This is a genomic window from Nannocystis punicea (assembly GCF_026965555.1).
Classification (GTDB): Bacteria; Myxococcota_A; Polyangia; order Nannocystales; family Nannocystaceae; genus Nannocystis; species Nannocystis punicea.
The window spans coordinates 1,743,055-1,768,121 of record NZ_CP114040.1; the positions used below are offsets into that span (position 1 = coordinate 1,743,055).

Below are 25,067 nucleotides of genomic sequence, written 5' to 3' on the forward strand. Positions count from 1 at the left end.
CCTCGGGGGCAGAAGAGCTCGAGGGCCTCGCCCGGCAGGTGTCAGGCCTCGACGAGCCTGGCGAGATACTCGCGGGCGACTCGGAGCACTGCGCTCTCGTCGATCCTCGCCGGCTCCGAGAACTCGAACGGCGAATCGATGAAAGCCACGTCGTACAGGCCTTCGCCCCACGCGACCATGACTCGCCGCGCCGCCTGGCCGCGAGCGAGCACGAGCGCCGCGTGCGACACTGTCGGCCGCGCGTCGGCGAACGCGGATCGCGCCGGACCATGTCGGCCAGCTTCCTCATCGCCGTCAGCGTCGGATGGAGCACGCGATGACGCTCGAGACGAGCGAACGCCTCGTCGACCTCGCCCCACGCGCTCATGCGATCGCCATGGTCTTGTCCATTCCAAGACTGTCCAATGAGGCATGTCCTTGGAGACATGCCGAACGCGGCACCGCGCTCACAGCCGCAGCGCCAGGGTGGCCTTCTGCGGTGACGCGAGCGCGGGGAAGCGGGCGCGCTGGGCGGCTTGCTCGACGCAGTTGCCGAGGTCCGAGCCGCGGGCCGGCTTGTGCGCGGTCGCGCTGGTGACCTTGCCGTTGGTGCCGACCTCGACGTCGACCTTGTACGTGGTGCCGGGGATCCCCAGCTCCGAGCACGCCACCAGCGCGCCGGACAGGCCGGCCGCGGCCGCCTTGATCTCGGCGTCGCCGAGGGCGGCCAGCGGGGCCTTCGGCGGGGTCGCCTTGGCGACCGCCGACTGCTTCGGCTCCCGGGTCTCCTTCACCTTCCTGGCCGCCTTGTTCGAGGCCGCCTCGGGCTCGCCCGCGGGCGCTGAGGTGTCCTCGGGGACAGGTTGGGCCACCGGCGTCGTCGGCTCGAGCGGGGCCTTCGGCGGGGTAGCGATCGTGGGCTCGACCGCCGAGGCGGGCGGCTCGGCCGGCGCGGCGGCCAGCGACGGGGCTGGCCCATCGGGCATGTCCTGCGGGGCAGGTGGCCGCACGGCCAGGAACACCCCCAGGCCGACGACCGCGGCCAGGCCGACGGCCGCGAGCGCGGGGCCGAGGATCCGGCGCGGCGGCGGGGCCTGGACCATCTCGAAGTGGATGTCGAACGCGCCGGCGGCGTCGATCGCCCGGATCGCCGCGGCCAGCTCGTCGGCCGACTGGAACCGGTCCTCGGGCTTCTTGGCCAGGCAGCGCAGGATGATCGCCTCCTGCCGCTCGCTGACCGGGTGGTTGGGGTCGACCTCGCTCGGCCGCGGCGGCGGCTGCTGCATGTGCATCCCCAGCACCGCCATGAACGCCTTGGCGCGGAACGGCAGGCGGCCGGTGAACATGCGGAACATCAGCACGCCCATCGCGTAGATGTCGGAGCGGCCGTCGAGCGGCTCGTCCTGGGCCTGCTCGGGCGACATGTACTCGGGCGTGCCGAGCAGCACGCCGGTCTGGGTCATCTCGTCGCCGGCCTCGCTGATGATCTTGGCGATGCCGAAGTCGAGCACCTTGACCAGCTCCTGCTCGCCCTGGCGGATGAGGTAGATGTTGTCGGGCTTGAGGTCGCGGTGGACCAGGCCGTGCGCGTGGGCGGCCGCCAGCGCCGCGCACACCTGCAGGATGATGTCGCGGGCGCGCTCCCACGGCAGCACGCGCTCGCGCTTGAGCACCGACTTGAGGTCCTCGCCCTCGAGGTACTCCATGACGAAGAACGGCGCGCCGTGGTCGGTCTTGCCGAAGTCGGTGATGTCGACGATGTTCGAGTGGCGGACCCGCGACGACGTCCGCGCCTCCTGCATGAAGCGCTCGGCGATCTCCGGCTTGTCCTGCAGGTGAGCGTTGAGCGTCTTGATGGCGACCTTGCGGCCGATGTCCATGTGCTCGGCGAGGTAGACCTCGCCCATGCCGCCCTTGCCGAGGCGGTGGTGCACGCGGTAGCGGTCGGCGAGGACCTCACCCTCGTGGATGGTCGCCGGCGCGGGCGCAGGCGGGTGGCTGAAGCTCGAGGAGTTGGAGCCCGACATCCGCGTCGGCGTGTCGGTCGGTGCTGCCTGAGAGACCGCGAGCGGGACGTCGAGGACAGGCGGCGGCGCGGGAGCTTCGACGACGAGCGCGAGGGCGTCGAGGACGGACGCAGGCGCGGGGGCAGGCGCGTCGACGACGGGTGCAAGGGCGTCGAGGACGGACGCCGGCGCAGGCGCAGAGACGACAGGCGTCAGCGCGGGCGCGGAGAAGACAGGCGTGGGCGCGGGCGCGGAGAAGACAGGCGTGGGCGCAGGTGGAGAGACGACGGGCGTGGGCGCGGAGAAGACAGGCGTGGGCGCGGGCGCAGAGACGACGGGCGTGGGCGCGGAGAAGACAGGCGTGGGCGCGGGCGCAGAGACGACGGGCGTGGGTGCGGAGAAGACGGGCGGCGGCGCCGGGAGCTTGAGGCCGGGCGGGGCGGCAGCCTGGACGCTGGGCGGCGGCGCGGGGAACTTGAGGGAAGGCGGCGACGCGGAGCTTTGGACGCTGGGCGGCGGCGCGGGGAACTTGAGGGCGGGCGGCGCAGAGACAGTGGGCGGCGGCGCGGGGAACTTCGCAGCCGGTCGCGGCGCGGCGGCGGGCTCGGCGTCGAGCTCGACGTCCGCCTCGACCTCGAGCTCCGGCAAGGGTTGTTCCTCGGCACTCACGGCCGCCACGATACCGCAACGCGAGCCCGCGGCGGTCACGCCCCGCACGCCGCGCGCAACTCGGCCCGGATCTCCTGCATCAGCGGCACGTACGCGTTACCCCCCGGCACGACGTTGCACAGCGTGTCGATCGCGTAACGATCTTCCGGCAAGGATTGGATGAAAGCGCGCAGCTTGGGGGTCGTCTCGGTGCCGAATCCGTCTTCGTTCTCGCTCGGGTCCCAGGTGCAGGCTGGCTGCCCCATCTTGGGGTCACCGAGCAGACCGACCATGTAGAGGTCGTCGATCCCGGTCGGCTTGACGTTGGTCAGCGAACCGGCCCAGAACTGCTCGAAGATCTCTTCCGAGCCGTCGTGGCCCTGGGCGTCGTTGTTGTCGTCGTCCTCGTCGGCCAACAGGATCATCGTGAGGAACGCGCCCGGGCGGTAGAAGCCCTGGTTGCAGCCCATGTTCAGCGTCGGGTCGAGCGCGCCCACCGTCGAGAACAGGGCGTCGATCGGCCGCTCGTCGGGGTCGCCCCCATTGCCGATGTTGAACAGGCACTCGAGCGTCAGCGGCATGTCGAGGTCGGCCATGGTCGCGTACGGCAGGCCCTCCATGTGCGTGCACGGATCGCCGTCGTTGTCGGCGGTGACCAGCGCGCCCAGCTTCTGGCACTCGGGGGGGTTCTGCGCGTAGGCGCTGGCGGTGACCACGCCGAGGTGGATGCTGCAGGCCTTGCGCAGCTCGGGGATCATCTCGTTGCCGAACGTGGTGATGAAGTCGAGCAGGATCAGGGTCTTGATCAGCATGCTCGGCGAGTTGTCGGCGACGAACAGGATGTCGAGGTCCTTGCACCGGCCGATCCCGCAGACCTCGCCGGTGGTGTCGATCTCGCCGGTCGTGCTCGTGGTCGTCAGCGGCGGCAGCGTCGGGTCCGCGGTCGTCGTGGTCGTCGTGGTCGACGTCGACGTCGGCTCGACCGTGGTCGCGTCGCTCGCGGTCATCGTCGTGGTCGGCGTCGTGGTCGTCGACGTCGGGCTCGTCTGCGCTGTGGGACCGCCGCACACGCCCGCCTCGCAGCGCAGGTTCGGGCCGCAGTCGCTGTCGGCGGTGCAGGGCTGGCCGGACAGGAAACCACCGGTGAAGCAGGCGCTGAGCGCGAGCGCCCAGGCGACGAGGAGCGGGCGCGCCATCGTCGGCAGTATCGGCGAGGACGTGCCGACGGTGCAACGTCCGCCGACCTGTCCCATGAGACATTCGGGTCACGGGGCCGGGGCACGGCGCGCGGAACTGCGCCTTGTGGCGGCTGCGATCGCCGGCATATGATCGCGGCGCGATGGCGATGGCGATGGCGATGCGCGGGCGGCGATGCTTGTCCGCGGGGCTCGCGGCGGCGCTGGCCGTCGCACCGGCGATCCCCGAGGTCCGCGCGGCCGCGCCGGCGAAGGGGAGCGAGGAGCTCAACGCCAAGATCAGCGCCCTCGCGCAGGAGGCGCAGACGCGCTTCGAGACGGCCGACTACGCCGGCGCGATCGAGCTGTGGACGCAGGCCTACGCCGCGCTGCCGAACGAGCCCGCGTACGACAAGCGGCGCAACGTGCTCGCCTACCAGATCGCCCAGGCCTGCGTCGAGGCGTACACGCTCGACCCGCAGCTCGTGTACCTCCGCAAGGCCGAGCGGCTGTTCGACAACTACCTCAAGACGATCAGCGCCAAGGACAAGACGACCACCGCCAAGGTGCAGGGCACGCTCGACGAGCTGCGCGAGAAGATCCGCGTCGCCGAGGAGCGCGAGGCCGAGAAGCAGGCCGCCGAGGCGACCGAGGCCGGTGGAGGCGACGCCGAGGCCCGCCTCGCGGCCGAGAAAGCCAGCCAGGCGCGCGACGCCGAGGCCCGCCGCGAGGCCGCCGAACGCGACGCGAAGCGCTCGCGCCGCCTCACCATCGCCGGCGGCGCCCTCACCGGCGTCGGCGCGATCGCCCTCGGGGTCATGGCCTACGGCCTCGCCCGCGGCGCCCGCGTCGACCGCGACGGCGAGGCCGCCAAGGCCGACGGCGTCACCGACCCCGCCGTCTATCGCGACCTGCTCGCCCAGGGCACCGCCGCCAACACCCTGGCGATCGCCACCGCGGTGGTCGGCGGCGTGCTGGTGGTCACCGGCATCGGCCTGCTCGGCGCCGGGGCGGCCGGCCAGCAGCGCGCCCGCCGCGAGCTCGGCCTGGCGCCGACCTGGCTGCGCGGCGGCGCGGGGCTTGTCCTTCAGGGCAGGTTCTGAAGGCCAGGTCGCAAGGGACATGCTCTGCGGGGCATGTTTTTGAGAGCATGGCGATAAGGGCATGTATCTCGGGACATCGTTCGCCGAACGCCGGTGATCCGGCGCGAGCGCGGCACCCGGTCGCGCCGCCGCGAGGGGACGGCCCGCTCGTCGAGGCCCGCGTCACAGGCGGCGGGGCGGGCGGCTGACGCGGCGATCGGGCTGGGACACGCGGCGGGCCAGCTCGTCCATGAAGGTCTCGTCGGCGAGGTCGGGGGTGCGCTCGCGCAGGTGGTGGAGGAAGGCCTCGATGTCCGGCTTGTCGCTGCCCTGCTGCAGGCCGCGCATCACCCCGAGCAGCATGCGTTCGCTGCGGAGGCGCTCCTCGTCGAGGCGGCGGCGGAGGAGGATCGCGCGGCCGACCAGGATCGCCAGCACCAGCGCCACGCCGCCGAGCGCCCAGGCGATGATCGCGCTGAGCTGGATGCCCTTGTGGAGCAGGGCGTCGAGGCGGGTCCAGAAGTCGACCTGGAAGGCGCCGGCGCGCTCGCGGTAGCGCAGCTCCTCGAGGCCGTCGTGGCCGCCGAGCACGATCTGCCGCGTCACCTCGCGCGCGACCAGGCCGAACGCGGGCGTCAGCTCGTCGGCGATCGCCCGCCGCAGGCTCGGTGTGACGTCCCGGGCGATCACGGTGCGCAGGCTGGGGCCGAGCTCGTCCTCGATCACCGCCCGCAGGGCCGGGCCGAGCTGGTGGCGCAGGCCGTGCTCGGCCGACTCCATCATCCCGTCGACGGTCGCGCGCGTCAGCGTCTGCGCCAGCGCGCGCATGTCCTGACGTGTCTCCGGGGACAGGCTGGTGGCGAGCACGCGGGCGACCGCGTCGCGGGCGGCCTCGGCCGCGGCCGGACCGAGGTCGGTCCGCAAGCTGCGCGCGGCGGCGGCGGCGACCGCCTCGACGTAGCGGGTCGAGGCCTGCCGCAGCTCGGCCTGGCGCGCGTCGTCGGTCATCGACTCGACCACGCCGTCGACCAGCGTCTTTGTGAGCTCGCGGGCCGCGCTCTGCACCTGCGGGTCGAGCATCAGGCGCTCGATGCGACGCTGCGACGAGGGGTCCTCGAAGAAGCCGAGGCCCTCGTCGAGCGCGGCGGGGACGGTGCGACGCGTGACGCTCTCGGCGCTGATGCAGCCGAGGTCGCCGCACAGACAGAGCACGAGGGCGAAGGGGACGCCGAACCGAGCGCGCATGCCGAGGTTCATGCGCGAGGTGGCGAGGGCCGTCCGCGGATGCGCGACGGGACGGGCGCGCGCGGTCGGGCGGGCGCGCCCGTCACTCGCGGCGCGGAGCGGCGAGGCAGCCGCTCACGGCTTGCCGCGCGTCTGCGGGTTCTTGCCGCGGCGGCGGAGCTCGCGCGGATCGTAGGCGTCGAAGCCCTGGTCGCGGTGGCCGTCGGACTGGCGGTCGCGGTTCGGCTGCAGCTGACTCGGCCGGACGTCGTGGGGCTCACCGCCCTGGTGGCCCTTCTCGCCGTCCTCGCGCGTGCGCGGCGTGTCGTTGGGGTTGACCTGGTTGACGCCGCTGTTCGGTCCGCCGCGGTCGCGATCGGTGTTGTCGTGGGAGGGCTTGAATCGCTTGTGCGGGTCCATGCCCGAACCGTGACGTGGGCGGTCGGGGAGTCAAGGCGAGCGCCGGAGGCGAGCGGGCAACTACGAATAATCGATCTGGTGTTGCGCGCGGGTCGGGGGAACTCTCTGCGGCCTGATGCATGGATCCACGCTCTCCGAAGCGGTTGTGATAGCTTGGTCGTCGATGGTTTCCACGCGTTCTTGGGTAGGGGGTATCTTCGCGCTCTTCGGGCTCGTCGGTTGCGGCGACGACGGGCGCGCCACGGCCTCGGCGACGGCGGGCCAGACCGAGGCGACGACGACACCGGTCACCGCGACCGAGCCGACGGGCGGCACCGGCAGCGCGACGCAGGCGACGACCGACGACGCGGGCACGGCCTCGAACTCGGCCAGCGAGGCGACGACGACGACCGCGCCGACGACCACGCAGGACGTGACGATCACCGGGACCACGGGGCCGACCACGAGCACCTCGACCGGGCCCGACCTCACCACCACCGGCCCCGACACCACGACCACCGGTGACCCGTGCGGCGGCGGCGGGCGCGGCGGCTTCGACTTCAGCTACCTCTGGGTGGCCAACACCTCGCAGGGCAGCATCTCGAAGGTCAACACCAACACGCTCGTCGAGGAGGGCCGCTACTACGCCGACCCGAACCCGGCCGGGGCCAGCTCGTCGCGCACGTCGGTCAACATCGACGGTCACTTCGTGGTGGTGTCGAACCGGGCCTCGTACAGCGTGACCAAGTTCGCGGCCGACAAGGGCGACTGCGTCGACAAGAACGCCGACGGCATGATCACGACCTCGGCCAACAAGGACGACCTCCTGCCGTGGGGCAGCGACGAGTGCATGCTGTGGAACACGCCGGTCAGCCCGGCCCCGTTCGGCTACAACGGCGGCCCGCGCGGGACCGCGTGGGCGCCCGGTGAGTTCAACCCGGCGACCTGCAAGTACGAGAATCAGAAGGTGTGGGTCGGCTGGCTCGACGCGCCCACGCACGCGATCATCGGCCGCTTCGACGGCGCCACCGGCGTGCAGGACGCGACCATCCCGCTCGACGGCTGGACCAGCCAGATCTCCCCGTACGGCGCCGCCGCCGACGGCAACGGCTACGTGTGGTTCATCAACGTCTACCAGGAGCTGGTCCGCATCGACACCGAGACGCTCGAGGTCAAGCGCTACCCGGGCGAGGGCATCCAGTTCTACGGCATGACCGTCGACGGCAAGGGCAACGTGTGGTTCGGCCCGTACAACAACGGCAACGTGGCGATGTTCGACGCCCAGTCCGAGACGTTCCACCAGATCCCCAACTCGGCCGAGAACCACCGCGGGATCGCCGTCGACTCGAACGGCATGGCCTGGGTCGCCGCCAACGCCGGCGGCACCCACGGCTGCGGCCTCAACCAGATCGACACCAACACCATGACGGCGGTCCAGTTCCACACCTTCGAGCAGTGCAGCACGCCCGTCGGCGTCAGCATCGACGTCGACGGCTTCGTGTGGATGGTCGACTACGGCGGCTGGGCCTACCGCATCGACCCCAACACCTACGTCAAGACGCAGGTGCCGATCGCCGGCGACCACTACACCTACTCGGACATGACGGGCGGCGGCCTGTTCAATGCCGTGATGCCGGGCTAGCGAGCGCGCGGGGACGCGGCTGCGCGCGCGCGCTCGCGCCCGCCGACGGCCGGCACGGAACCATCTCGGTAAGCTGACGCGCCATAAGTGGCGCCTGTTCGGCGGCCAGCCCTGGCCGTCGAACGGGCGCTCGTTACATGTCTTTCAAGACATGCGATGTCGGAGCGCGAGGGCGCATTCATTCGCGGCAGCGGTCGCCGATCCTTCACGCTTCGCCGCTGCCGTCGGCGAGCTCAAGGCGCCCGACACGCGCTGACTAAGGGTCGGTCACGAGGGCGAAGGTGTGTTGGCCCGGAACAGGTAAGCAACCGAACAACGCGGCTCGATTGTCACAGACCCAGTTTGTCCACAAGCCCTGCAATGCACCGTTATATCCGGCGACCTCACAGAGATTCCACGCCACCGCGAAGTCTGCATGACTGTAACACCACCGGGTGGTCGAACGAGCTGGAAGCTCGTCCTCGGCGCGCGCTTCGTCATCGAAGGTCTCGGGATCAGCTCCCCCATTCATCGCGTTCGCGGATCGGATTTTAAAGCCGGTGGCCTGGGCGAACGAAACGTCCGAGACAGCGAGAACCGAGATGAGTATCGGTGAAGTCATGAAAACCCAGATGAGCCCACTCTTGTCCCAATAATGTGCGTTTTTGCGCTTGAGCATGGCATATGCCCCTCCTTTAGGGCATGGAGCCTAGATGTCTCGAGCCGTGCAAGGGTCAATTGCGATCTGACTGCAACCCGCTTTTCGGGGGGCACGGCACTCCAACACGCCAGAGGCGCCTACCGTGGCGAGCCCGCCGCCAGGCGAATGTTCGCGCGAGCAGTGGGATCGTGCAACCGTTTGGCACGATCGAAATCGCGGACTGAGATGTCGAGGTGATGCCCGCGCCGGCGCGAAGGCATTGCGCACTCTCGGCCGTGGCCCGGGCTGGGGAGCGGGACAGGAGCCGGCTCGGTGCGCGGTTGGCTGGGGGCTTGGGGGACGGTTGGCGTGTGAGCGCCGGCTCAGGCGCGGGGGCCGGCTCAGGCTCGGACTGCCCCAAGCACTGCCCAAACCCCTTCAATGCCGCCATGCCGGGCTCGCACCCCGAGTCCCCGCGGGAATTCTTTTGGTGGGCCGGCGGCCGCGTAGAGCCTATCGTGGGCCGGCCATGAAAAAATTCGCGCTGCCGATCCTCGTCGTCTTCACGCTCTTCAGCGCCGTCGTCGTCGTGCGCCACGGCTACTTCGGCTTCATCGGCCTCGCGCTGCGCGAACCGTGGGCGCTGCAGATGTTGCTCGACCTCGTCCTCGCCCTGTCCCTCGTCGCCGGCTGGCTGCGCCGCGACGCCCGGAACCACGGGATCGAGGCGTGGCCGTACCTGGTCGCCCTGCCGTTCCTCGGTTCGATCAGCCCGCTCGCCTACCTCGTCCACCGCGACCTCAAGCGCCGCACCTGAGGCCCGATCCGTGCCAAGCTGCGCGCGCATGGCCAGGATCCACGAGTACGGCGAGGGGGAAGGGGATGACGACGCCGCGTCCTTGATCGCGCGCCACGAGACGCTCGACAGCTCGTTCTGGATCGAGCAAGGCGACGCGGTGCTCGCGGTCAGCCACATCCGCTTCGGGGCGGAGGGGTTCTTCTGCCAGTGGCACGAGCGGTCGGGCCACGGCATCCTGGCGGCGATCGGCCGCGGCGGCCACGGCCTGGCGCTGGCGTTCGACGGCGGCGGTGAGCCCCTGGTGATCGACGGCGGCTGTGCGATCGACCGCGCGGCCGCGATCGCGGTCGTCGAGCGGTTCCTGCTCGACGGCGGCCGCAGCGACGCGGTGCGGTGGGGCGCGGGGATCGTCCGCACCACCCTCGACGTCGAGCACGGCTGGACCTTCGTCGAGGTCGGCGAGCCGCGCGAGCCGAGCGGCTGGTTGCCCGCGGGCCTGCGCTCATGGCTCGGCGGGGCGGTGGACCCCGAGCTGCCGCGGACCGCCACCTGGCGGGTGCTCACCGAGGTCGTCGTGTGCGACGTCGAGTGGCTGGAGACGCTCGCCGAGACGCCGATGCCGTGCCTGCGCCGCGTCATCGTCGACGCGCAGGCCGGTTCGCTCGCGGCGCTCCCGGCGGCGATCGCCGGCGCGCCGGAGCTCGAGGAGCTGGTCGTCTTCGGCCCCGAGGTCGCCCGTCTGCCGCGGCTCGTCTCGCAGTCGCTGCGACGGATCACCCTCGGCCTCGGCGGACCCATCGGCCCGGTCGACGATCCCCCGCCCGACTGGCGCCTCGCGATCGAGGCGGCGCTGGCCCGCTGCGAGCTACCGGCCCTCGAGGCGACCAGTATCGTCGTCAACGTCGAGCTGCAAGACGGCGAGCTCGATTGATTCGGCGCCGGCGCGATGAAGACTCACCGGGCTCGCCGTCCGCGGCTCACACGGGCCGCGACGGGCTGGTTCGACCCGCCGACAGTTAGTTCCGCGCGGCTGTCAAGCCCTGTATGGCGCCACGTTGTCTGCCGGCCCCGCCTCATCGGCGCGAGATGTTGGAGCAAGAACCCGGGGAAGGCGCCATTTTGCGGGTTTTCTGCGAGGCCCTCGCAATTCATCCGCGGTCGGTGGCCACTATAGCGGCATGATTTTCTCTCCTCGTCCTCGCTTATCGCTGGCGCTCGCCGGCGTGTTCTCCCTGACCGCGTGCCCCGGCGACGGGACCGCGACCACGGACTCCTCCTCGACCACCAGCCAGGGGCCCGAAGACTCGACGACGAGCACCGGTGACTCGACCACGGTCGACGAGCCGACCGTGACCACCGCCGAGCCGACCAGCACGACCACGAGCGAGCCGTCGACGAGCACGACCGGCGAGGACGAGGTGATCCCGGTGCCGCCGGCCTGCGACGACCCGGTGGCGCCGCGGTGCACGGACCCGATCACGAAGTGCAAGCTCGACGAGGATCGCGACGGCGTCGCCTTCAGCTGCGACAACGCGCCCAAGTACACCAACCCCGGGCAAGAGGACATCGACGGCGACGGCTTCGGCGACATCAACGACATGTGCCCGGTGACGGCGACCGCCGCGAACGCGGGCGACACCGACCGCGACGGCGTCGGCAACGAGTGCGACGTGTGCTCGCGGTTCCCCGGAACTTACAACAAGCTGGACGTGCCCGTGCCGTTCTACATGAGCGTACGCGGCAACCCGTCGCAGATGGACAGCGACCGCGACGGCGTCGGCGACAGCTGCGACAACTGCGTGCGGGTCGCCAACTGCCAGGGCTTCGGCGACGGCCCCGGGCTCACGCCGCACGTGGTCGGGCAGCTCGCCGACGTCGAGGTCGCCGGCTGCCAGGACGACGCCGACATCGACCTCATCGGCGACGCTTGCGAAGGGGCGATGATGGTCGGCGCCGCCGGTCCGGTCGGCTTCCTCGACGGCGACGACTTCGATCAGGACGGCCTGGCCAACATCGTCGACGGTTGCCCGCGGCAGCCGGTCGAGCGCCGCGCCTGCGACGGCGACGACGACTGCCCGAGCGGCGCGACCTGCAGCGCGGCGCAGATCTGCAACCACGCCGATCACGACGGCGACGACATCGGCGACGTCTGCGACAACTGCCCGTGGACCGCGAACCCCGAGCAGCTCGACGAGAACGCCGACGACGACCCCGACCGCGACTTCATCGGCGCGGCCTGCGAGCAGGTGCAGTTCTGCGTCGACCACGACAACCCGCGTCCCCTCGCGTTCTACGACGTCAGCGCCAACGGCTACTGCTGCGTGACGACCTACAACGGTCAGCCGCTCGTCGATCCCGACGGCGAGCCGATCGACGTCGCCGACCTGCCGCCGCTGCCGCCCGGCGTGCTCGAGCTCCCGCCCGGCTGCGAGGAGGCGCTCGCCGCCAGCGAGGACGGCAAGGCGCACAAGATGAAGGCCTGCCACGTCGACGCGCCGACGGACCTCTGGCAGTACCTGTGCCTGATGCCGGCGTGGGACCAGGAGTACGACGGAGTGCCCGACGGCTGCGACCTGTGCCCGTTCGCGTACGACCCGACCAACGCGATCTACGTCGATTCGGACATGAAGGAGTGGCCGAACTACGGCAAGTTCTGCAACGGCGATTACAGCCCGGACAACTTCGACCCGGCGAACATGTGCCTGCCGTGAATCGACCTCGCCCTCGCGCGCGCACCGAGCGACGGCCGCGGTCTCGAGCTCCGGCGAAGGACGCCCGCCGGACCCGGCCGTCCGGCGCAGGAGCTCGCGGACAGGCGGGCTGATCGCAGCCTCTCTCGAGCTGCGATCAGCGGTGTTCGGCCAGCCACGATTCGACCGCGCGGACCTCGTCCGCGCGGGACCTCGCGCGCAGGGCCGAGAGCGCCTGCTCGGCGGCCTCGCGCGCCGCCGGCGGCGCCGAGTCCGCAGTGCCCGTGGCCGCCCGCGCGGACGCGAAGCGGGCCCGCGCGAGGGGCGTGTAGTCGGGCTCGGCGACCGCGCCGTAGATCGACGCGGCCTCCGCCGACCAGTGGCTGGCCGTGGCGAAGTTGCCGCGCTGCAGGGCCAGCTCACCGAGCGCGAGGCGGACGTCGGCCCGCTCGAGGTTGCGGGGGGACAGCACCTGGTCGTAGTCCTGCCGCGCGGCTTGCAGCGCCTGCTCGGCCAGATCGAGCTCGCCGAGGCGCGCGCGTCGCTTGCCGAGCTCGAGCGCGATCGCGGCGCGGCGTCGGATGTCGCGGGCCGCGGTCGCCTCGACGAGGGCGCCCTTCGCCGTCTCGAGCGCCTCGATCGCCTCGCGCGTGCGCCCCAGCGAGGCGAGCGCGCGCCCGTGGGCCAGCAAGAAGTCCTGGTAGTAGAAGTCGTGCAGGTCGAGCGGCCGCGCGACGAGGGCCAGCGCGGCGTCGTGCGCCGCCTGCATCGCCGCCGCGTCGCCCTCGATCGCGGTCGCGCGCATCAGCTCGAGCCAGTAAAGGAAATTGAAGTGCTCCGGGCTGGCGCGCCGCGCCGCCTCGAGGTCGCGCCGCGCGGCGGCGGCGTCCTCGTCGGCGAGCTCGATCATGCCGGCGACCGCGAGCGCGAGCTTGCGGTACTCCTTGCTGGCGATGCCGTCGATGTCCCTCACGACCGGCCGCAGGACCTCGAGCGCGGCGCGCGGGCGGCCCAGGTTCTGGTAGTTGAGCGCCAGCACCACCTCGAAGAGGGTGCGCTCGGCCTGCTGTCGGCCGAGGATCTCGTCCGACAGCGCGATCGCCCGCAGGAGGATCGGGTGGGCCTGCTCGTAGCGGCCCTCTTCGCGGTGGATCAGGCCGACGTTGAACAGCATGCCGATCCCCTGCGGCGTCGCCAGCCGCCCGTGCTGCTCGCGCAGCGCCACGGCCTGCTCGGACAGCTTCAGCGCCTCGGCCCAATCGTCTCCGCTGAGGTGGATCGCGCCGGCGTAGTTGAGGTACTCGCTGTACAGCTCGACGTCGTGCTGCACGCGGCGGTTGAGCGCGGTGATGAACGGCAGATCGGCCAGCGCCTGCGCCGGCCGCTGGAGCCGAACGGCGTGCAAAAATCCGCGACGCGAGCTCGTCTGCGCCGCCACCGGCCCGTGACCGGTGGCCAGCGCGGCCCACAGCGCGGCGTCGAACGACTTCTCCGCCGCCGCCGAGTCGCCGCCCTGCATCTCGAGGCTGCCCCGGCGCAGGTACGCCTCGGCCTGCAGCGGCTCGTACGCGACCGCCTCGGCGTCCGCGAGGACCTCGCCGACGATCTCTAGCCCGCGGTCCTTCTGCCCGGTGTGCTCGTAGACCTGCGCCCGCGCCAGCGCCTCGCGGTGCTTCTGCACGCGCACGCGCAGCAGCGGGTCCGAAGGGGGCGGCATCGCGGCGGTCAAGGCCGTGAAGTCGGCGCAGCTGTCGAGCGGCGGCAGCCGACCGACGGCGGCGCGCAGCTCGTCGATCTTCTCCGCCTCGGCCGCGCCGATCGCGTCGACCGTGGCCGCGAGGCTGGCGCGGCGCTGGTCGAGGCACGAGGTCCGCTGGTCGAACAGCTGCGCCGACTGCTGGCCGAGCGCATGGGCGACGCACGCTTCGTTGCGCATGCGCGTCCACTCGTCCGCGTAGCGCTCGACCTCCGGCAGGGCCAGGTCGAGCACCTCGTCGGCCCGCGGCGAGCCCGTCGCGCGCACGGCCTCGCGTACGACGCCCGCGCGGTCCTCGTCCCAGATCCCCGCGAGCTCGGCGTGGGCGTCGGGGCACGGCGCGAGGGTCGAACCGCCGGCGAAGTAGATGCCGACCCCCCCGGCGACCGCGGCCGTCCCCAGCAGCGCGCCGACGCGGCGGTAGATCGCGGCCGGGTCGCGCTGCAGCACCACCAGCAGCTCCGTCATCGACGCGAACCGGTCCGCCGGCGCCGCCATCAGCCCGCGTCGCAGCGCCTTGAACACCCGCGACGGCACCGGGCTGCGCGACGGCGGCGGGATGATGTTGCCTGCCAGCACGTCCTCGATGCGCACCCCGAAGCCGTCGGTGGCGAACGGCAGCCCGCCGTACAGGCACTGGTAGAGCGCCGCGCAGAAGCTGAACTGGTCGCTCGCGGCGGACGCCGGCAGGCCGGCGCGCTGCTCGGGTGGCATGTACGCCGGCGTCCCGAGCATCACGCCGGTCCGGGTCAACGCGCGCTGCAGCAGCGCGCCGGAGTTCTCGGGCGGCGGCTCGGGCGGCGCCTCCTCGGCGCTGTCCTGGCCGCGCGCGAGGCCGAAGTCGAGGACCTTCACCCGGCCGTCCTCGTCGATCATCACGTTCTGCGGCTTGAAGTCGCGGTGGACGAGGCCGGCCCGGTGCGCCGCCTCGAGGCCGCGTCCGGCCTGCACGAACGCAGCGACGACCTCGCGCCATTTGCGGGGCTGCGCGCACCAGGCGTCGAGGGTGAGGCCGCGGATGAACTCCATGGCCACGTACACCTGCTCGCCGGTCTGCCCGACCTCGAAGGCGGTGACGATGTTGGGGTGCGACAGGCGGGCCATCGCCTGCGCCTCGCGCATTAGGCGGGCGCGTGACAGCTCGGGGTCGCGGACGCGCGCGAGGTGCAAGATCTTGACGGCGATCTTGCGGTCGAGCTGGTCGTCGAAGCACGCGTACACCACGCCCATGCCGCCCTCGCCGAGCAGCTTGAGCACCGTGTAGCGACCGATCCGCACCGGCTGGTTCCGGCGCGGGAACAGGGCCCGCCGCATCAGCGCTTTGCCGAGCGGATCGTCCTGCGGCTCCGGCCGCGCCATGAAAGCTTCGGCGCCGCCGTCCTCGACGTCCTGCCGCGCGGGGGGTGGCTGCGGCGTGTCTGCGGCCGACGCGGAATCTTCATCCGTGGCGGCGTGGATTTGCCTCGGCCGGGCGGAGACGCGCGAGCCCGGGCTGTCGTCGTCACTCGCCATGGACCTCGACGCGGGATGGCCATGATGGCGGCAAGCGACGCCGCGAGACAAGCCCTGGGATCTCCCTGGTGCTTCGGACGCAGATCCAACCTGCGCGCGTCGTGGACGAAATCACGGCCGCGCAGCGATGGGAATCGTCGTCGGCAGGCAATTGTTCCGGACGCTCGCGGCACCCACAGAAGCAAGCTTCGGGCAAATGGAGCGAACCTGACCAGTTGGTCGCAGACACATCCTAAAATGAGAGATTTCATCATGCGTACCCCGGCTCTCTTCTCGCTTGCACTGACCTCCGCGCTCGCCGCCGCCTGCGACGACGACCTCGAGCTCGTCGACGCCGACGAGCCGGTCGCCTTCCGCTGCGGCATACCGTGCGTGAACTCGCCGTACCTCGGCTCCTACGACATCACCAACCTGACGTACCGCCACGGGTTCGAGTCGGTCAGCCCCGACGGCGAGCACAGCATGAGCTGGACGGGTACGAAGTCCGGCGCCACCATCTCCGCGATCAACGTCACCGTCGACGGGACGGCCACAGTGTCGCTCTCGACCGGGTCTACCGTCCCGATCGTCGGCTCCCGCCTCGACCTCGTGGTCAACTACGGGGGCACCACGACCAACGGCAAGGTCTGGTTCGCCGGCGTGACCACCGAGCCCGGGGACGAGGACGACAGCTTCACCGTCACGCGCTACGACATCCGCACCAACGTCTACCCCGGCCCCGCCCACGAGTTCGTCGGCACGGAGAAGGACCCGTGGTGGACCGTCTGCCCGGCCAACGTCCACGGCTCCAACATGGCGGTGCTCCTCTCCGACACGCACGCCGACTCCATCGCCGACGGCAGCATCGGCTGGGTCAACTACGACTACACCGAGTTCGCGATCGCGTGCGACGGTCACTCGCTGGCCAAGGGGGTCACGGAGCTCAACGTCGTCCCGCGGTCGGGCCACGCCCGCAGCTACGGGTACGACCACTACAGCTCGCTCATGCAGGGCTGGCAGGCGGTCTTTCAGGGCCAGTCGCGGACGTTCCTCGGCGCGCCGGTCGGGGTCGTCGACACCGCCCACAGCCCGCCGCTGTTCCACACCCTCGGCCCCATCCCGCTGCCGCCCCCGATCATCGGCCAGTATCAGTGGGTCCTCGAGTCGGTGTACAAGGACACCGGCACCGCCACCCGCGGCGCGCGATGCAAGTTCACCGGCAACGCGTACCGCCTGCAAGGCGAGCACCGCAACTCGGCGTACGATCCCCCGGTCGCCCAGATCGCCGGCTGGAGCAGCCTGCCCGAGTGCAGCGGCAACCTGTCCCAGTACGGCGACGTGGCGTTCTACAGCGTCGCGCACATCATCTTTCAGCAGGGCGGAGGCGGCGGCTCCTGAGTCCGCGCCCGCCGCGGCGCGGCGCAAGAGCTGACCGAAAGAACAGGAGGTGCCCGGGGCCGGTGGAGATGCCGCCTCGCGGCACCTCCAACCGGTCGATCGCGTCACCATCAGCCGCCGCGGAGCTCCGCGGGGTGATTCGCGGTCAATGATAGTACTGGTGAATAGCCCGTCGTATTCGCGGCGTCCTCGACGGCTCATTCTGCACACTCGAGACTCTGACGAATCGGGGCTCGTATCTTCGTAGGTGTATCACGGGTCGCCGACGCCTCTGCCTCGCGTCTCGACGGCGCACGGCCGCGGCTCGTCGTCGGGTCGGGGCCGACCTCCCGCGGGCATTCACGGGGCCGATCGCGCGGTGAGAGTCAAGCGTGCTCAGCCCTGGCTCGCGCGGCGCTCCGTCGAGGAGCCTCGCGCATTTGACGCGAACGCCGGCGCAGCGCGATTGCCGGAGCGCTGCTCCAGCCTCGCGAGTCCGTGGGGCCGGGCATGTCCGGGCCTCGGGTGCTGCGCGACCCAGTTGCAGGCAATGGGTCGGCGGATCAGGGCACGCGCCTCCCGTCGGACTGCGAGCCGACCGACCCATTCGCCGGCTCACGGGCGAGGAGCCGCGCGTCCGCGTGATCATGACGCCGCCGAAACTATGTCCCGGCCGACGCCGCTGCCCCTGCAGCCGACGGCTGCGGCGGTGCGAGAGGCCCGGGGTGGAGCCAACGGTGAGCGTGATGAACCCCGCGATCGGGACAGTCGGGTTGGCGTGATCCCGTGCTCTCCTTCAGATCACTAACTGCTGGTTGGATCTGCGCCGACCACGAAAGGTCGCCATGAAGAACATCGCCCTGCTGTCCATCTTCGCCGCGCTCCCGGTCCTCGCTTCGTGTGACATTCCCCTGCCGGAGCAATATGCCCTGGCGAGTGAGAGCTCCCTGCCTGAGGGGATCGCCTACGACGAACTGACGTACTCGTTCTACGCCACCGCGATCAATGGGGGCGAGATCACCCGGATGTCCGCGCTCGGGCAGGAAGAGGTGTTTTATGCCTCGGAGGACCCGCTGGTGTCGTTCAGCGGGGCGCATGTGGACGGCGAGCGGCGCCTCCTTTGGGTCTGTCAGGTCGACGTCAAGACGGACGCGATCCCCAACTCGAAGGTCGTCGCCTTCGACATCGACGAGCGCACGCTGGTGCGGAGCATCGACCTCGGCGAGCCGTCGTTCTGCAACGACCTGACGACGGACGCGGACGGTGTGGTCTACGCGACCGATTCGGCGCTGCCCAACGTCTACCGGATCGGCGAGGACGACGAGTTCGAGGTGTTCGCCACGAGCCCGCAGTTCGTGCCCGGCGGCGCGATGGGGCTCAACGGCATCGACATCGCGCCCGGCGGCGAGGACCTGATGGTCGTCAAGACGATGCCGCCGGCGCTCTACCGCGTGTCGCTGGCCGACCCGTCGGACATCGAGGAGGTGACGTTCTCCGGCGACCCATTCGCGGTCCCCGGCGACCCGCGGTTCCCCGGCCCCGACGGGCTGGAGTTCCTCGGCGAGGAGCTCTACGTGATCTACGACGGGGGCGTGCAGCAACTGACGTTCTCCGGCGACGATCACACCCAGGCGGTGGTGCGCACGACGACCTCGGTGCCGACCGGCCTCACCAGCGCGACGGTCGCGGAGGGCCGCCTCTACATGATCGACAGCGAGGTCTTTCGGGTGCTCTACATGTTCCAGCCGCCGGAGCTGCCGTTCAAGATCCTCCACCTCGACGAGTCGCTGTTCGCCGCCATGTGACGCGGGCTCGACGAGCGACCGCCGGGACACGGGTGACCGGCGGTCGCCGACTCCGATCGGCAGCGTAGGATTGACGCAATATGTCCTTTCGGACCTCGCTGGAATGCGATCCGCCGTTGTAGCAAGTATGTGAATCAAGGTCGGGTCCCGGTAGAGCCGGGCAGCCGGGCCTCTCGTTCATCGTCCGGCCGGACGCGCACGTCGTTGAATTCGCGCTGGCCTCGTTGGCCCAGGGATCGTCGTAGGCGGCCGATTTCGGCCGGACTCCGAGGCCGTGGGCGCAGAGGTTTGGCTGCGGACCTCGCGATCCTGTCGCGGGGTCCTCGTAGGAATTCCGCCGTGCTCTCGCGGCCGTCGGCGGAGACCCCGAACGTCGGCGCGAGCGTCACGAGGCCGCCAGGCCGCCGGTGAGGCGAGTCGGCCCACCAGAAGGCGGATCGAGTCGTCGGTGCTTTCGTGCAGCTGCCGAAGAGGCGACGAATGGTGTGAGTCCGCCTGGTTTTATAGAGCGACCCATCGTTCGCTCTTTTCAGTGATATGCGATCTTTCCTCGTTGGCTCGGAGAGCGCGGGCCGCGGGATTGCGTGGGGGCTCGCTGAGCAGGCACGCCCGCTGCTGCGCCACGGCAATCGCGGGCGGTCCGCTGATCCGCAGTTGCCGCGAGATCCAGCTCGGCGGGGACGACTGATGCAAGCTCCGGCGCAGCGGCGCCGCCGTCTGCGAAGCGTGCCCGCCTCTTGCGACCCCGCGGCCGCGATGATTTCAAACCGCACGCGGCTCGCCAGCTCTCTGTCTGCTCACACTCGATTCGTGAATAAGCTCACCCTCTGCCGATTCCTTCGCGCACGCCGCAACGTGGTACGCACCGAGCAATGTCCGCCGATGTCTCGTACCTGTTGCTTGGGTTCACCACGTTGATGCTGCTGGGCTTCGGCTTGCAGATCGTCATCATGCGCAAGCGTCGCGGCGAGTACATCGTCTACAAGCCGCTGCTGCTGCTGGCGCTGGTCGTGCTCTGGGGCCTCAGCCTGGTCTCCGTCGTGACCGGCAAGAGCATCTCCGAGCTCACCGGCGGCGTGATCGGGTAGCTCGCACGACTACCGGACTCCACCGCGGCCTGCAGGGATCCCGACCCGCACGAACGAGGTGCGAAGTGGCCTCGAGCGCCGGCTCCCTCATCGGCGCTCGGCGCCGTCGCGGCGAAGCGCGCCCAGTAGGCGCCCGTGGCCGGCGGTGGGGCTGTACCCGATCCCGTCGAAGGTGCGGAAGACGTAGGGGCGCCGGATGCGTGGCGGCGCGATCTCCTGCGGACAGGCCTACGAGCTGCCGCCGCCGGGAATGACGTGTTTGAGGACGAACACGCCGACGGGGCCGAATTCGGCCCAGTCGCTCGACGTGCCGCCGCAGCTCGTCATGGTGCTCCACCCCGGGAGCTCGGGGTTTCCACCGGGGGGGTCGAAGCGGCGATGTGCGCCGTTCGGAAACTCGGAGTCGGTGTAATAGCAGTTGGCGCCGAGCGGGTCCCCGAGCGCATCGGCGTCCTTGTACACGGATTCGAGGACGAACCTCCAGCTGCCGAGGGTCGGCGGGGGCGGGAGATAGTCGCTGGCGGTCTGGTCGAACCACGGAGGGTCGTGCGCGAGGTCCTTGAGGTTGACGGGCGTGCCCGGCGTCGTCCTCGGTTCACCGGCATAGAAAGCCCTGTAGGCATGGACCAGGGCGTCGTACCCGGCGAGGCCGTAGCTCCGCTCGCCGGGGGCGTTCGCATCGACATACGAATTGGGCGTGACCGCCAGGAATTCCTGCGGCTTGGCGAGGGCGTGCCCCTGGCAGGCGAACACCGAAGTGGACGGGTCCTCGGCGTGGAAGGGCCCGGACGCGCGGCCATCCGCGAGCCGGGCCGCTTCGCCGTCGGAGCCGAGCGCGACGTACTGCAGGACCAGCGCCTGGCCGCTCGCCTCGGCGGAGGCGGGCAGATCGAGTAGTACGTGCCGCCCCAGTCGTGGACTCCGGCCGGGGGCGGAGCGCTGGATGGGCTGCCCGCGGACGGGAAGTCGCTCGACGGCGGCACGACCCTGGCGGCGATCGTATATTTCCACACGTCGAAGGTAGGGCCGGCCGGGCTCGACGAGACGTCCTTGATCCAGATCGGGACGTGGGTCGGAGGGTCGGAGGCGCCGGTGATCGTCAGCATGAAGAACGCCTGGAGCCCCTCGTCGACGGCTTCCGAGGTCTGAGAGGCCGAATCATGGGCGATCAGCCTGCCCTCCGCCGTCGGGACCAGGAAATCGAAGGTCATCCACGAGTGGTCGGCGCGCTGGAGGTATCCCGAACCCCAGTGCGAGTCCTCGGCGGAGCCCGCGAAGGGCGAGGGCGCCGGGATGCCCTCCCGGGTCCTGATGTTGGCGAAAGAGAAGCCTCCCACGTACGGGTTCCCCACGTACGGGGAGTTGGCGAGGCAAAGAGGGGGGTCGTCACAGCGGAAGGAGAGGGGATCGTCCGGCCGACCGGCGAGGTCGTCTGCCGCGATCTCGTCGCAGGCGCCGGATATGACCATAACGAGAGAGATGTTCAGGGTAACAAGGATCTTGGTGGAAGCGCGCATGAGGTTCGCCTCGTCTCTGGAGGGATAGGAGCGGTCGGGCCAGGCCACGTTTGCTACCACAGCCATGGCCGTGGTTTGGTTTATGCGATGGGTATCCAATGAGCCAGAGAACTTTAGGGAACTGGCCGACTTTCTCGCACTCGGCATTCACCCGATACGGCCTATCCATGTGGAAGAAGCGCATCGGGCATTCCGCCGGGCGTTTCCGCGCCTGGATTCGCGCTCGGCCCGGCTCCGGCGCGATGAGGGCACACAGACGGGCGAGGAGCTCGTCAGGCGTCCGCGAATCGCATTCGCGGTGAAGTGCCCTGGCGCTGGTCGACCGCGCCCCGGTGCGGCCAATGATCCGGGCCCGCCTCATTCGACCAGGATACGAGGACACCCATCATAGTTCTCGCTCCAGGGCGAATGGCATCGTCTGCTCACCCTGCAGCGCCGGAGAGCCGCAGCCGGCGGAACTGCTTGCGACCGCCGACTCGACGCGCCGCGGGCCGGTCGCCGCGGCGCGCCGGCCCGATCACCACACCGCGGAGAACAGGCGCACGAGCGGCAGGGCGTCGCCCATCTGCCCGGGCTGGACGCCGTGGTACACGTTGTCGCCGACGCCGAGTTCGCCGAAGTACTGCTCGCCCCAGCACTTGATCGACCCGTCCTGGAACCGGACGCAGCTGTTGTACAGGGCCTCGCCGATCGACACCTGGACGGGCACCTTGCCGGTGCCGAGGCTGACCGCCGGCAGGGCGTCGCCCATCTGACCCGGCTCGCGGCCGATGTCGTCGCCGTTGCCGAGGCCCAGCGCGCCGAACGACCCCTGACCCCAGCATTTCAGGCGGCCGTCGGCCAGCACTGCGCACACGCTCTCCCATCCGGCCTCGACGGCGACCGCGGTCGCTCCGACGCCGAGGTCGACGAAGGGCAGCGCGTCGCCCATCTCGCCCGGACCGTCGCCGCGGGTCTGCGTGTCGCCGAGGCCGAGCTGACCGGTGTAGTTGTCGCCCCAGCACTTGATCTTGCCGCCCGCCAGCAAGGCGCAGCTGTGTCGGCCGCCGACCGTGAGCGCCTGCGCGACCGCGCCGGCGCCGAGGTCGACGAACGGCAACGCGTCGCCCATCTCGCCCGGCCCGTCGCCGACGTTCTGGGTGGTGCCGATGCCGAGGTCTCTGCCGTAGCCCCAGCACTTCACGCGGCCGCCGGTGAGCAGGGCGCAGGTGAGGGTGTTGCCGGTGTCGACGTCGACGGCGGTCTGGCCCGCACCGAGATCGACGGGGAGCAGGGCGTCGCCCATCTCGCCCGGCTGGTCGCCCTTGTTCGCGGTGCTGCCGGAGCCGAGCCGGCCGTACTCTCCGCGGCCCCAGCACTTCACCGCGCCGCCGACGAGGACGGCGCAGGTGTGCATCGAGCCGGCGGAGATCCGGGTCGCCGTCGCGCCTGTGCCGAGGTCGACGAACGGCAGCATCGCACCCATCTGGTTCGGCGCGGCGCCGCGGTTGGAGGTGTTGCCGTAGCCGAGCTGACCGAAGTTCGCGCCCGTTCTCCCGCCCCAGCACTTGACGCCGCCCCCCGCGAGCCGGGCGCAGGCGTGGTTCGCACCGACGGAGAGCTCGAGCGCCGGCCCGCCCAGCTCCGTGAACGGCAGGTTGGCCCCCATGTCGCTCGGCTTGGAACCTCGCGAGGCGCCGTCGCCGTTGCCGAGCAGGTCGCCCTGGCCCCAGCACTTCACGCGGCCGCCGGTGAGCAGGGCGCACCCGTGGTTGCCGCCGTGGGCGACCTGCCGCGCACGGTCGCCCGGCGCGGTGCAGTCGGGCAGGCACGCGTCGTAGTCGTGCGGGTTGCCGTCGTCGCACGCCTCGACCCCGGCCCACACGTGGCCGTCGCCGCAGCTGGCCGGCTCGCAGCCGATGCACGCGTCGGCGTCGTCCTGGTTGCCGTCGTCGCAGGTCTCGACGCCGGCCTGTACGTGGCCGTCGCCGCAGCTGGCCGGCTGGCACGTGGAGGTGCACGCGTCGGTCTCGTCGTCGTCGCCGTCGTCGCAGGCCTCGACGCCGGCCTGCACGTGGCCGTCGCCGCAGCTGGCCGGCGCGCAGTTCGACAGGCACTCGTCGGTCTCGTCGTCGTCGCCGTCGTCGCACGCCTCGACCCCGGTCCACACCAGCCCATCGCCGCAGAACGCCTCGATGCATCCGGCAGTGCACGCGTCGGTGTCGTCCTGGTCGCCGTCGTCGCAGGCCTCGACCCCGAACCACAGCACGCCGTCGCCGCAGGTCGCTGCCTCGCAGGTAGCGCGGCAGGCGTCGTGCTCGGACTGGTTGCCGTCGTCGCACGCTTCGACCTCCGCGTGCACGAACCCGTCCCCGCACACGTTGGCGACGCACGACGACAGGCACCCGTCGCCGTCGTCGAGGTTGCCGTCGTCGCACGCCTCGACCCCGGCGTGCACGACCCCGTCCCCGCAACTCGCGGCCACGCAGGAGGACAGGCACTCGTCGCCGTCGTCCTGGTCACCGTCGTCGCACACCTCGACGCCGTCGAGCACGAACCCGTCCCCGCACACCGCCACCTCACAGGTGGTCGGGCAGGCGTCGCCGTCGCTGGTGTTGCCGTCGTCGCACGCCTCGACCCCGACCTGCACGAAGCCGTCGCCGCAGCTGGCAGGCTGGCAGGTCGACAGGCACGCGTCGTCGTCACGGGTGTTGCCGTCGTCGCACGCCTCGACCTCGACCTGCACGACCCCGTCGCCGCAGCTCGCCGGCGCGCAGGTCGACAGGCACTCGTCGCCGTCGTCCTGGTCGCCGTCGTCGCACGCCTCGACCCCCGCCCACACGAACCCGTCCCCGCAACTCGCCGCCACGCAGCCCGGGAGGCAGTCGTCGTCGGTCTCGGCGTCGCCGTCGTCGCACGCCTCGACCCCGGCCTGCACGACCCCGTCGCCGCACACCGCCAGCGTACACGCGTTGGTGCACGCGTCGCCGTCGACCTGGTTGCCGTCGTCGCACGCCTCGACCCCGGCGCGGACGATGCCGTCGCCGCACGCCGCGGCCGTGCACGTGTTGGTGCACGCGTCGTCGTCGATCGCGTTGCCGTCGTCGCACGCCTCGACCCCGGCGCGGACGATGCCGTCGCCGCAGACCGCGACCGTGCACGCGTTGGTACACGCGTCGAGGTCGTCGCTGTCGCCGTCGTCGCAGGCCTCGCCGGGGCCGGCGTAGCCGTCGCCGCACGAGCACGGGCCGGTGTGCACCGCGGACGTGTCGTTGCACACCGCGAAGCACTCGTTGACGTACGTGACGTTGTCGGCGCCGCACACCGCCTGTTGGCCGCCGAGGATACACAGCAGGCATAGCAGGCCGCCCGCTGCGGGATCCTCCTGGGCGAGCCGCAGGTCGTGCTCGTCCGGCGCCGCCGCGGGCGCATGGGGGATGGACGGCTCCTCGTGCACCGCTCCGGCCGGATCGCAGGCGAGGAGGAAGACTGGGAGAAAATGTAGAGGACTGGGCTTCAGCCCGGCCCGGGTCACTGGCAGCTGGTTCACGCGTGCTCCTGGCTCGGCCACGAATGGGCCGATCTCCAGGGAAACGTCAGACCCGTCGAGTTGATCCCGGCGGTCTCTCATCACGCCGACGATTGCCGCAGGGTACGACGCTGGAGTGCCAGCCCGACATCCCGCGCTCCCCGAGGGCCCGCTGCACTTCGCCGGCGAGCATCTCGCTCGCGGACAGTGGATCGAGGGAGACCTCGATTCCGCAGTGCACGCGGGGCGCGAGGTCCAGCAC

The 25,067-nt window shown here is 70.9% G+C and carries 18 protein-coding genes; 8 read left to right on the forward strand and 10 right to left on the reverse strand.

Annotated features, from left to right (window positions below; translation table 11 throughout):
• Positions 1–41: 41 nt before the first annotated feature.
• The 3 genes from O0S08_RS06785 to O0S08_RS06795 all read right to left on the reverse strand — a co-directional run bounded on the left by O0S08_RS06785 (position 42) and on the right by O0S08_RS06795 (position 3,829).
• On the reverse strand, positions 42–212 hold the full coding sequence (locus O0S08_RS06785; protein WP_269038195.1) for a hypothetical protein: 171 nt from the start codon (positions 210–212) through the stop codon (positions 42–44).
• Positions 213–446: 234 nt separating this feature from the next.
• Positions 447–2,654, reverse strand: a complete 2,208-nt coding sequence (locus O0S08_RS06790) for a serine/threonine protein kinase (protein ID WP_269038196.1) — start codon at positions 2,652–2,654, stop codon at positions 447–449.
• Positions 2,655–2,689: 35 nt separating this feature from the next.
• The gene (locus O0S08_RS06795; protein WP_269038197.1) at positions 2,690–3,829 is read right to left on the reverse strand and encodes a hypothetical protein; all 1,140 of its coding nucleotides are present in this window, start codon (positions 3,827–3,829) and stop codon (positions 2,690–2,692) included.
• 179 nt (positions 3,830–4,008) lie between these two features.
• Here O0S08_RS06795 and O0S08_RS06800 point away from each other — a divergent pair, with 179 nt between their 5' ends.
• On the forward strand, positions 4,009–4,911 hold the full coding sequence (locus tag O0S08_RS06800) for a hypothetical protein (protein ID WP_269038198.1): 903 nt from the start codon (positions 4,009–4,011) through the stop codon (positions 4,909–4,911).
• Between the two features lie 162 nt (positions 4,912–5,073).
• Here O0S08_RS06800 and O0S08_RS06805 read toward each other — a convergent pair whose 3' ends face one another.
• From O0S08_RS06805 to O0S08_RS06815, 3 genes are all read right to left on the reverse strand, one after another.
• On the reverse strand, positions 5,074–6,135 hold the full coding sequence (locus tag O0S08_RS06805; RefSeq protein ID WP_269038199.1) for a hypothetical protein: 1,062 nt from the start codon (positions 6,133–6,135) through the stop codon (positions 5,074–5,076).
• Positions 6,136–6,249: 114 nt separating this feature from the next.
• Positions 6,250–6,534, reverse strand: coding sequence for a hypothetical protein (locus O0S08_RS06810; RefSeq protein ID WP_269038200.1), 285 nt, complete (start codon positions 6,532–6,534; stop codon positions 6,250–6,252).
• A 60-nt stretch (positions 6,535–6,594) separates the two neighbouring features.
• Positions 6,595–6,957 (reverse strand): hypothetical protein, encoded by a 363-nt coding sequence (locus O0S08_RS06815; protein ID WP_269038201.1) that lies wholly within the window; start codon positions 6,955–6,957, stop codon positions 6,595–6,597.
• On the opposite strand from O0S08_RS06815, the gene O0S08_RS06820 reads away from it, so the two are divergent.
• A complete protein-coding gene (locus O0S08_RS06820) occupies positions 6,947–8,155 on the forward strand; it encodes an NHL repeat-containing protein (RefSeq protein ID WP_269038202.1) in 1,209 nt (402 codons plus the stop codon). The two genes, O0S08_RS06815 and O0S08_RS06820, sit on opposite strands and share 11 nt — an antisense overlap.
• Before the next feature lie 256 nt (positions 8,156–8,411).
• On the opposite strand, the gene O0S08_RS06825 is transcribed toward O0S08_RS06820, so the two are convergent.
• Positions 8,412–8,813 carry a hypothetical protein gene (locus O0S08_RS06825; RefSeq protein WP_269038203.1) on the reverse strand — a complete coding sequence of 134 codons (402 nt, stop codon included), beginning with the start codon at positions 8,811–8,813 and terminating at the stop codon, positions 8,412–8,414.
• A 490-nt stretch (positions 8,814–9,303) separates the two neighbouring features.
• Here O0S08_RS06825 and O0S08_RS06830 point away from each other — a divergent pair, with 490 nt between their 5' ends.
• From O0S08_RS06830 to O0S08_RS06840, 3 genes are all read left to right on the forward strand, one after another.
• Positions 9,304–9,591, forward strand: coding sequence for a hypothetical protein (locus O0S08_RS06830; protein WP_269038204.1), 288 nt, complete (start codon positions 9,304–9,306; stop codon positions 9,589–9,591).
• A gap of 28 nt (positions 9,592–9,619) precedes the next feature.
• Entirely contained in the window at positions 9,620–10,504 is an 885-nt protein-coding gene (locus tag O0S08_RS06835; protein ID WP_269038205.1) for a hypothetical protein, read from the forward strand.
• Positions 10,505–10,796: 292 nt separating this feature from the next.
• Positions 10,797–12,284 carry a thrombospondin type 3 repeat-containing protein gene (locus O0S08_RS06840; protein WP_269038206.1) on the forward strand — a complete coding sequence of 496 codons (1,488 nt, stop codon included), beginning with the start codon at positions 10,797–10,799 and terminating at the stop codon, positions 12,282–12,284.
• 136 nt (positions 12,285–12,420) lie between these two features.
• On the opposite strand, the gene O0S08_RS06845 is transcribed toward O0S08_RS06840, so the two are convergent.
• On the reverse strand, positions 12,421–15,378 hold the full coding sequence (locus tag O0S08_RS06845; protein ID WP_269038207.1) for a serine/threonine-protein kinase: 2,958 nt from the start codon (positions 15,376–15,378) through the stop codon (positions 12,421–12,423).
• Between the two features lie 405 nt (positions 15,379–15,783).
• Here O0S08_RS06845 and O0S08_RS06850 point away from each other — a divergent pair, with 405 nt between their 5' ends.
• The 3 genes from O0S08_RS06850 to O0S08_RS06860 all read left to right on the forward strand — a co-directional run bounded on the left by O0S08_RS06850 (position 15,784) and on the right by O0S08_RS06860 (position 19,780).
• Positions 15,784–16,908: a hypothetical protein gene (locus O0S08_RS06850; protein WP_269038208.1), complete on the forward strand. Its 1,125-nt coding sequence runs from the start codon at positions 15,784–15,786 to the stop codon at positions 16,906–16,908.
• Positions 16,909–17,732: 824 nt separating this feature from the next.
• On the forward strand, positions 17,733–18,692 hold the full coding sequence (locus O0S08_RS06855; RefSeq protein ID WP_269038209.1) for an SMP-30/gluconolactonase/LRE family protein: 960 nt from the start codon (positions 17,733–17,735) through the stop codon (positions 18,690–18,692).
• Between the two features lie 872 nt (positions 18,693–19,564).
• The gene (locus O0S08_RS06860) at positions 19,565–19,780 is read left to right on the forward strand and encodes a hypothetical protein (protein WP_269038210.1); all 216 of its coding nucleotides are present in this window, start codon (positions 19,565–19,567) and stop codon (positions 19,778–19,780) included.
• A 228-nt stretch (positions 19,781–20,008) separates the two neighbouring features.
• Here O0S08_RS06860 and O0S08_RS06865 read toward each other — a convergent pair whose 3' ends face one another.
• Together O0S08_RS06865 and O0S08_RS06870 are read right to left on the reverse strand one after the other, a co-directional pair.
• Positions 20,009–20,791, reverse strand: coding sequence for a hypothetical protein (locus tag O0S08_RS06865; protein ID WP_269038211.1), 783 nt, complete (start codon positions 20,789–20,791; stop codon positions 20,009–20,011).
• A gap of 1,023 nt (positions 20,792–21,814) precedes the next feature.
• Positions 21,815–24,826 (reverse strand): DUF4215 domain-containing protein, encoded by a 3,012-nt coding sequence (locus O0S08_RS06870; RefSeq protein WP_269038212.1) that lies wholly within the window; start codon positions 24,824–24,826, stop codon positions 21,815–21,817.
• Between the last annotated feature and the right edge of the window lie 241 nt (positions 24,827–25,067).

Bases quoted from the DNA above. Each gene is read 5' to 3' on its own strand.
- O0S08_RS06795 (WP_269038197.1), bottom strand. From the start codon at position 3,829: ATGGCGCGCCCGCTCCTCGTCGCCTGGGCGCTCGCGCTCAGCGCCTGC.
- O0S08_RS06805 (WP_269038199.1), bottom strand. From the start codon at position 6,135: ATGCGCGCTCGGTTCGGCGTCCCCTTCGCCCTCGTGCTCTGTCTGTGC.
- O0S08_RS06810 (WP_269038200.1), bottom strand. From the start codon at position 6,534: ATGGACCCGCACAAGCGATTCAAGCCCTCCCACGACAACACCGATCGC.
- O0S08_RS06825 (WP_269038203.1), bottom strand. From the start codon at position 8,813: ATGCTCAAGCGCAAAAACGCACATTATTGGGACAAGAGTGGGCTCATC.
- O0S08_RS06830 (WP_269038204.1), top strand. From the start codon at position 9,304: ATGAAAAAATTCGCGCTGCCGATCCTCGTCGTCTTCACGCTCTTCAGC.
- O0S08_RS06835 (WP_269038205.1), top strand. From the start codon at position 9,620: ATGGCCAGGATCCACGAGTACGGCGAGGGGGAAGGGGATGACGACGCC.
- O0S08_RS06845 (WP_269038207.1), bottom strand. From the start codon at position 15,378: ATGGCGCGGCCGGAGCCGCAGGACGATCCGCTCGGCAAAGCGCTGATG.
- O0S08_RS06850 (WP_269038208.1), top strand. From the start codon at position 15,784: ATGCGTACCCCGGCTCTCTTCTCGCTTGCACTGACCTCCGCGCTCGCC.
- O0S08_RS06855 (WP_269038209.1), top strand. From the start codon at position 17,733: ATGAAGAACATCGCCCTGCTGTCCATCTTCGCCGCGCTCCCGGTCCTC.
- O0S08_RS06860 (WP_269038210.1), top strand. From the start codon at position 19,565: ATGTCCGCCGATGTCTCGTACCTGTTGCTTGGGTTCACCACGTTGATG.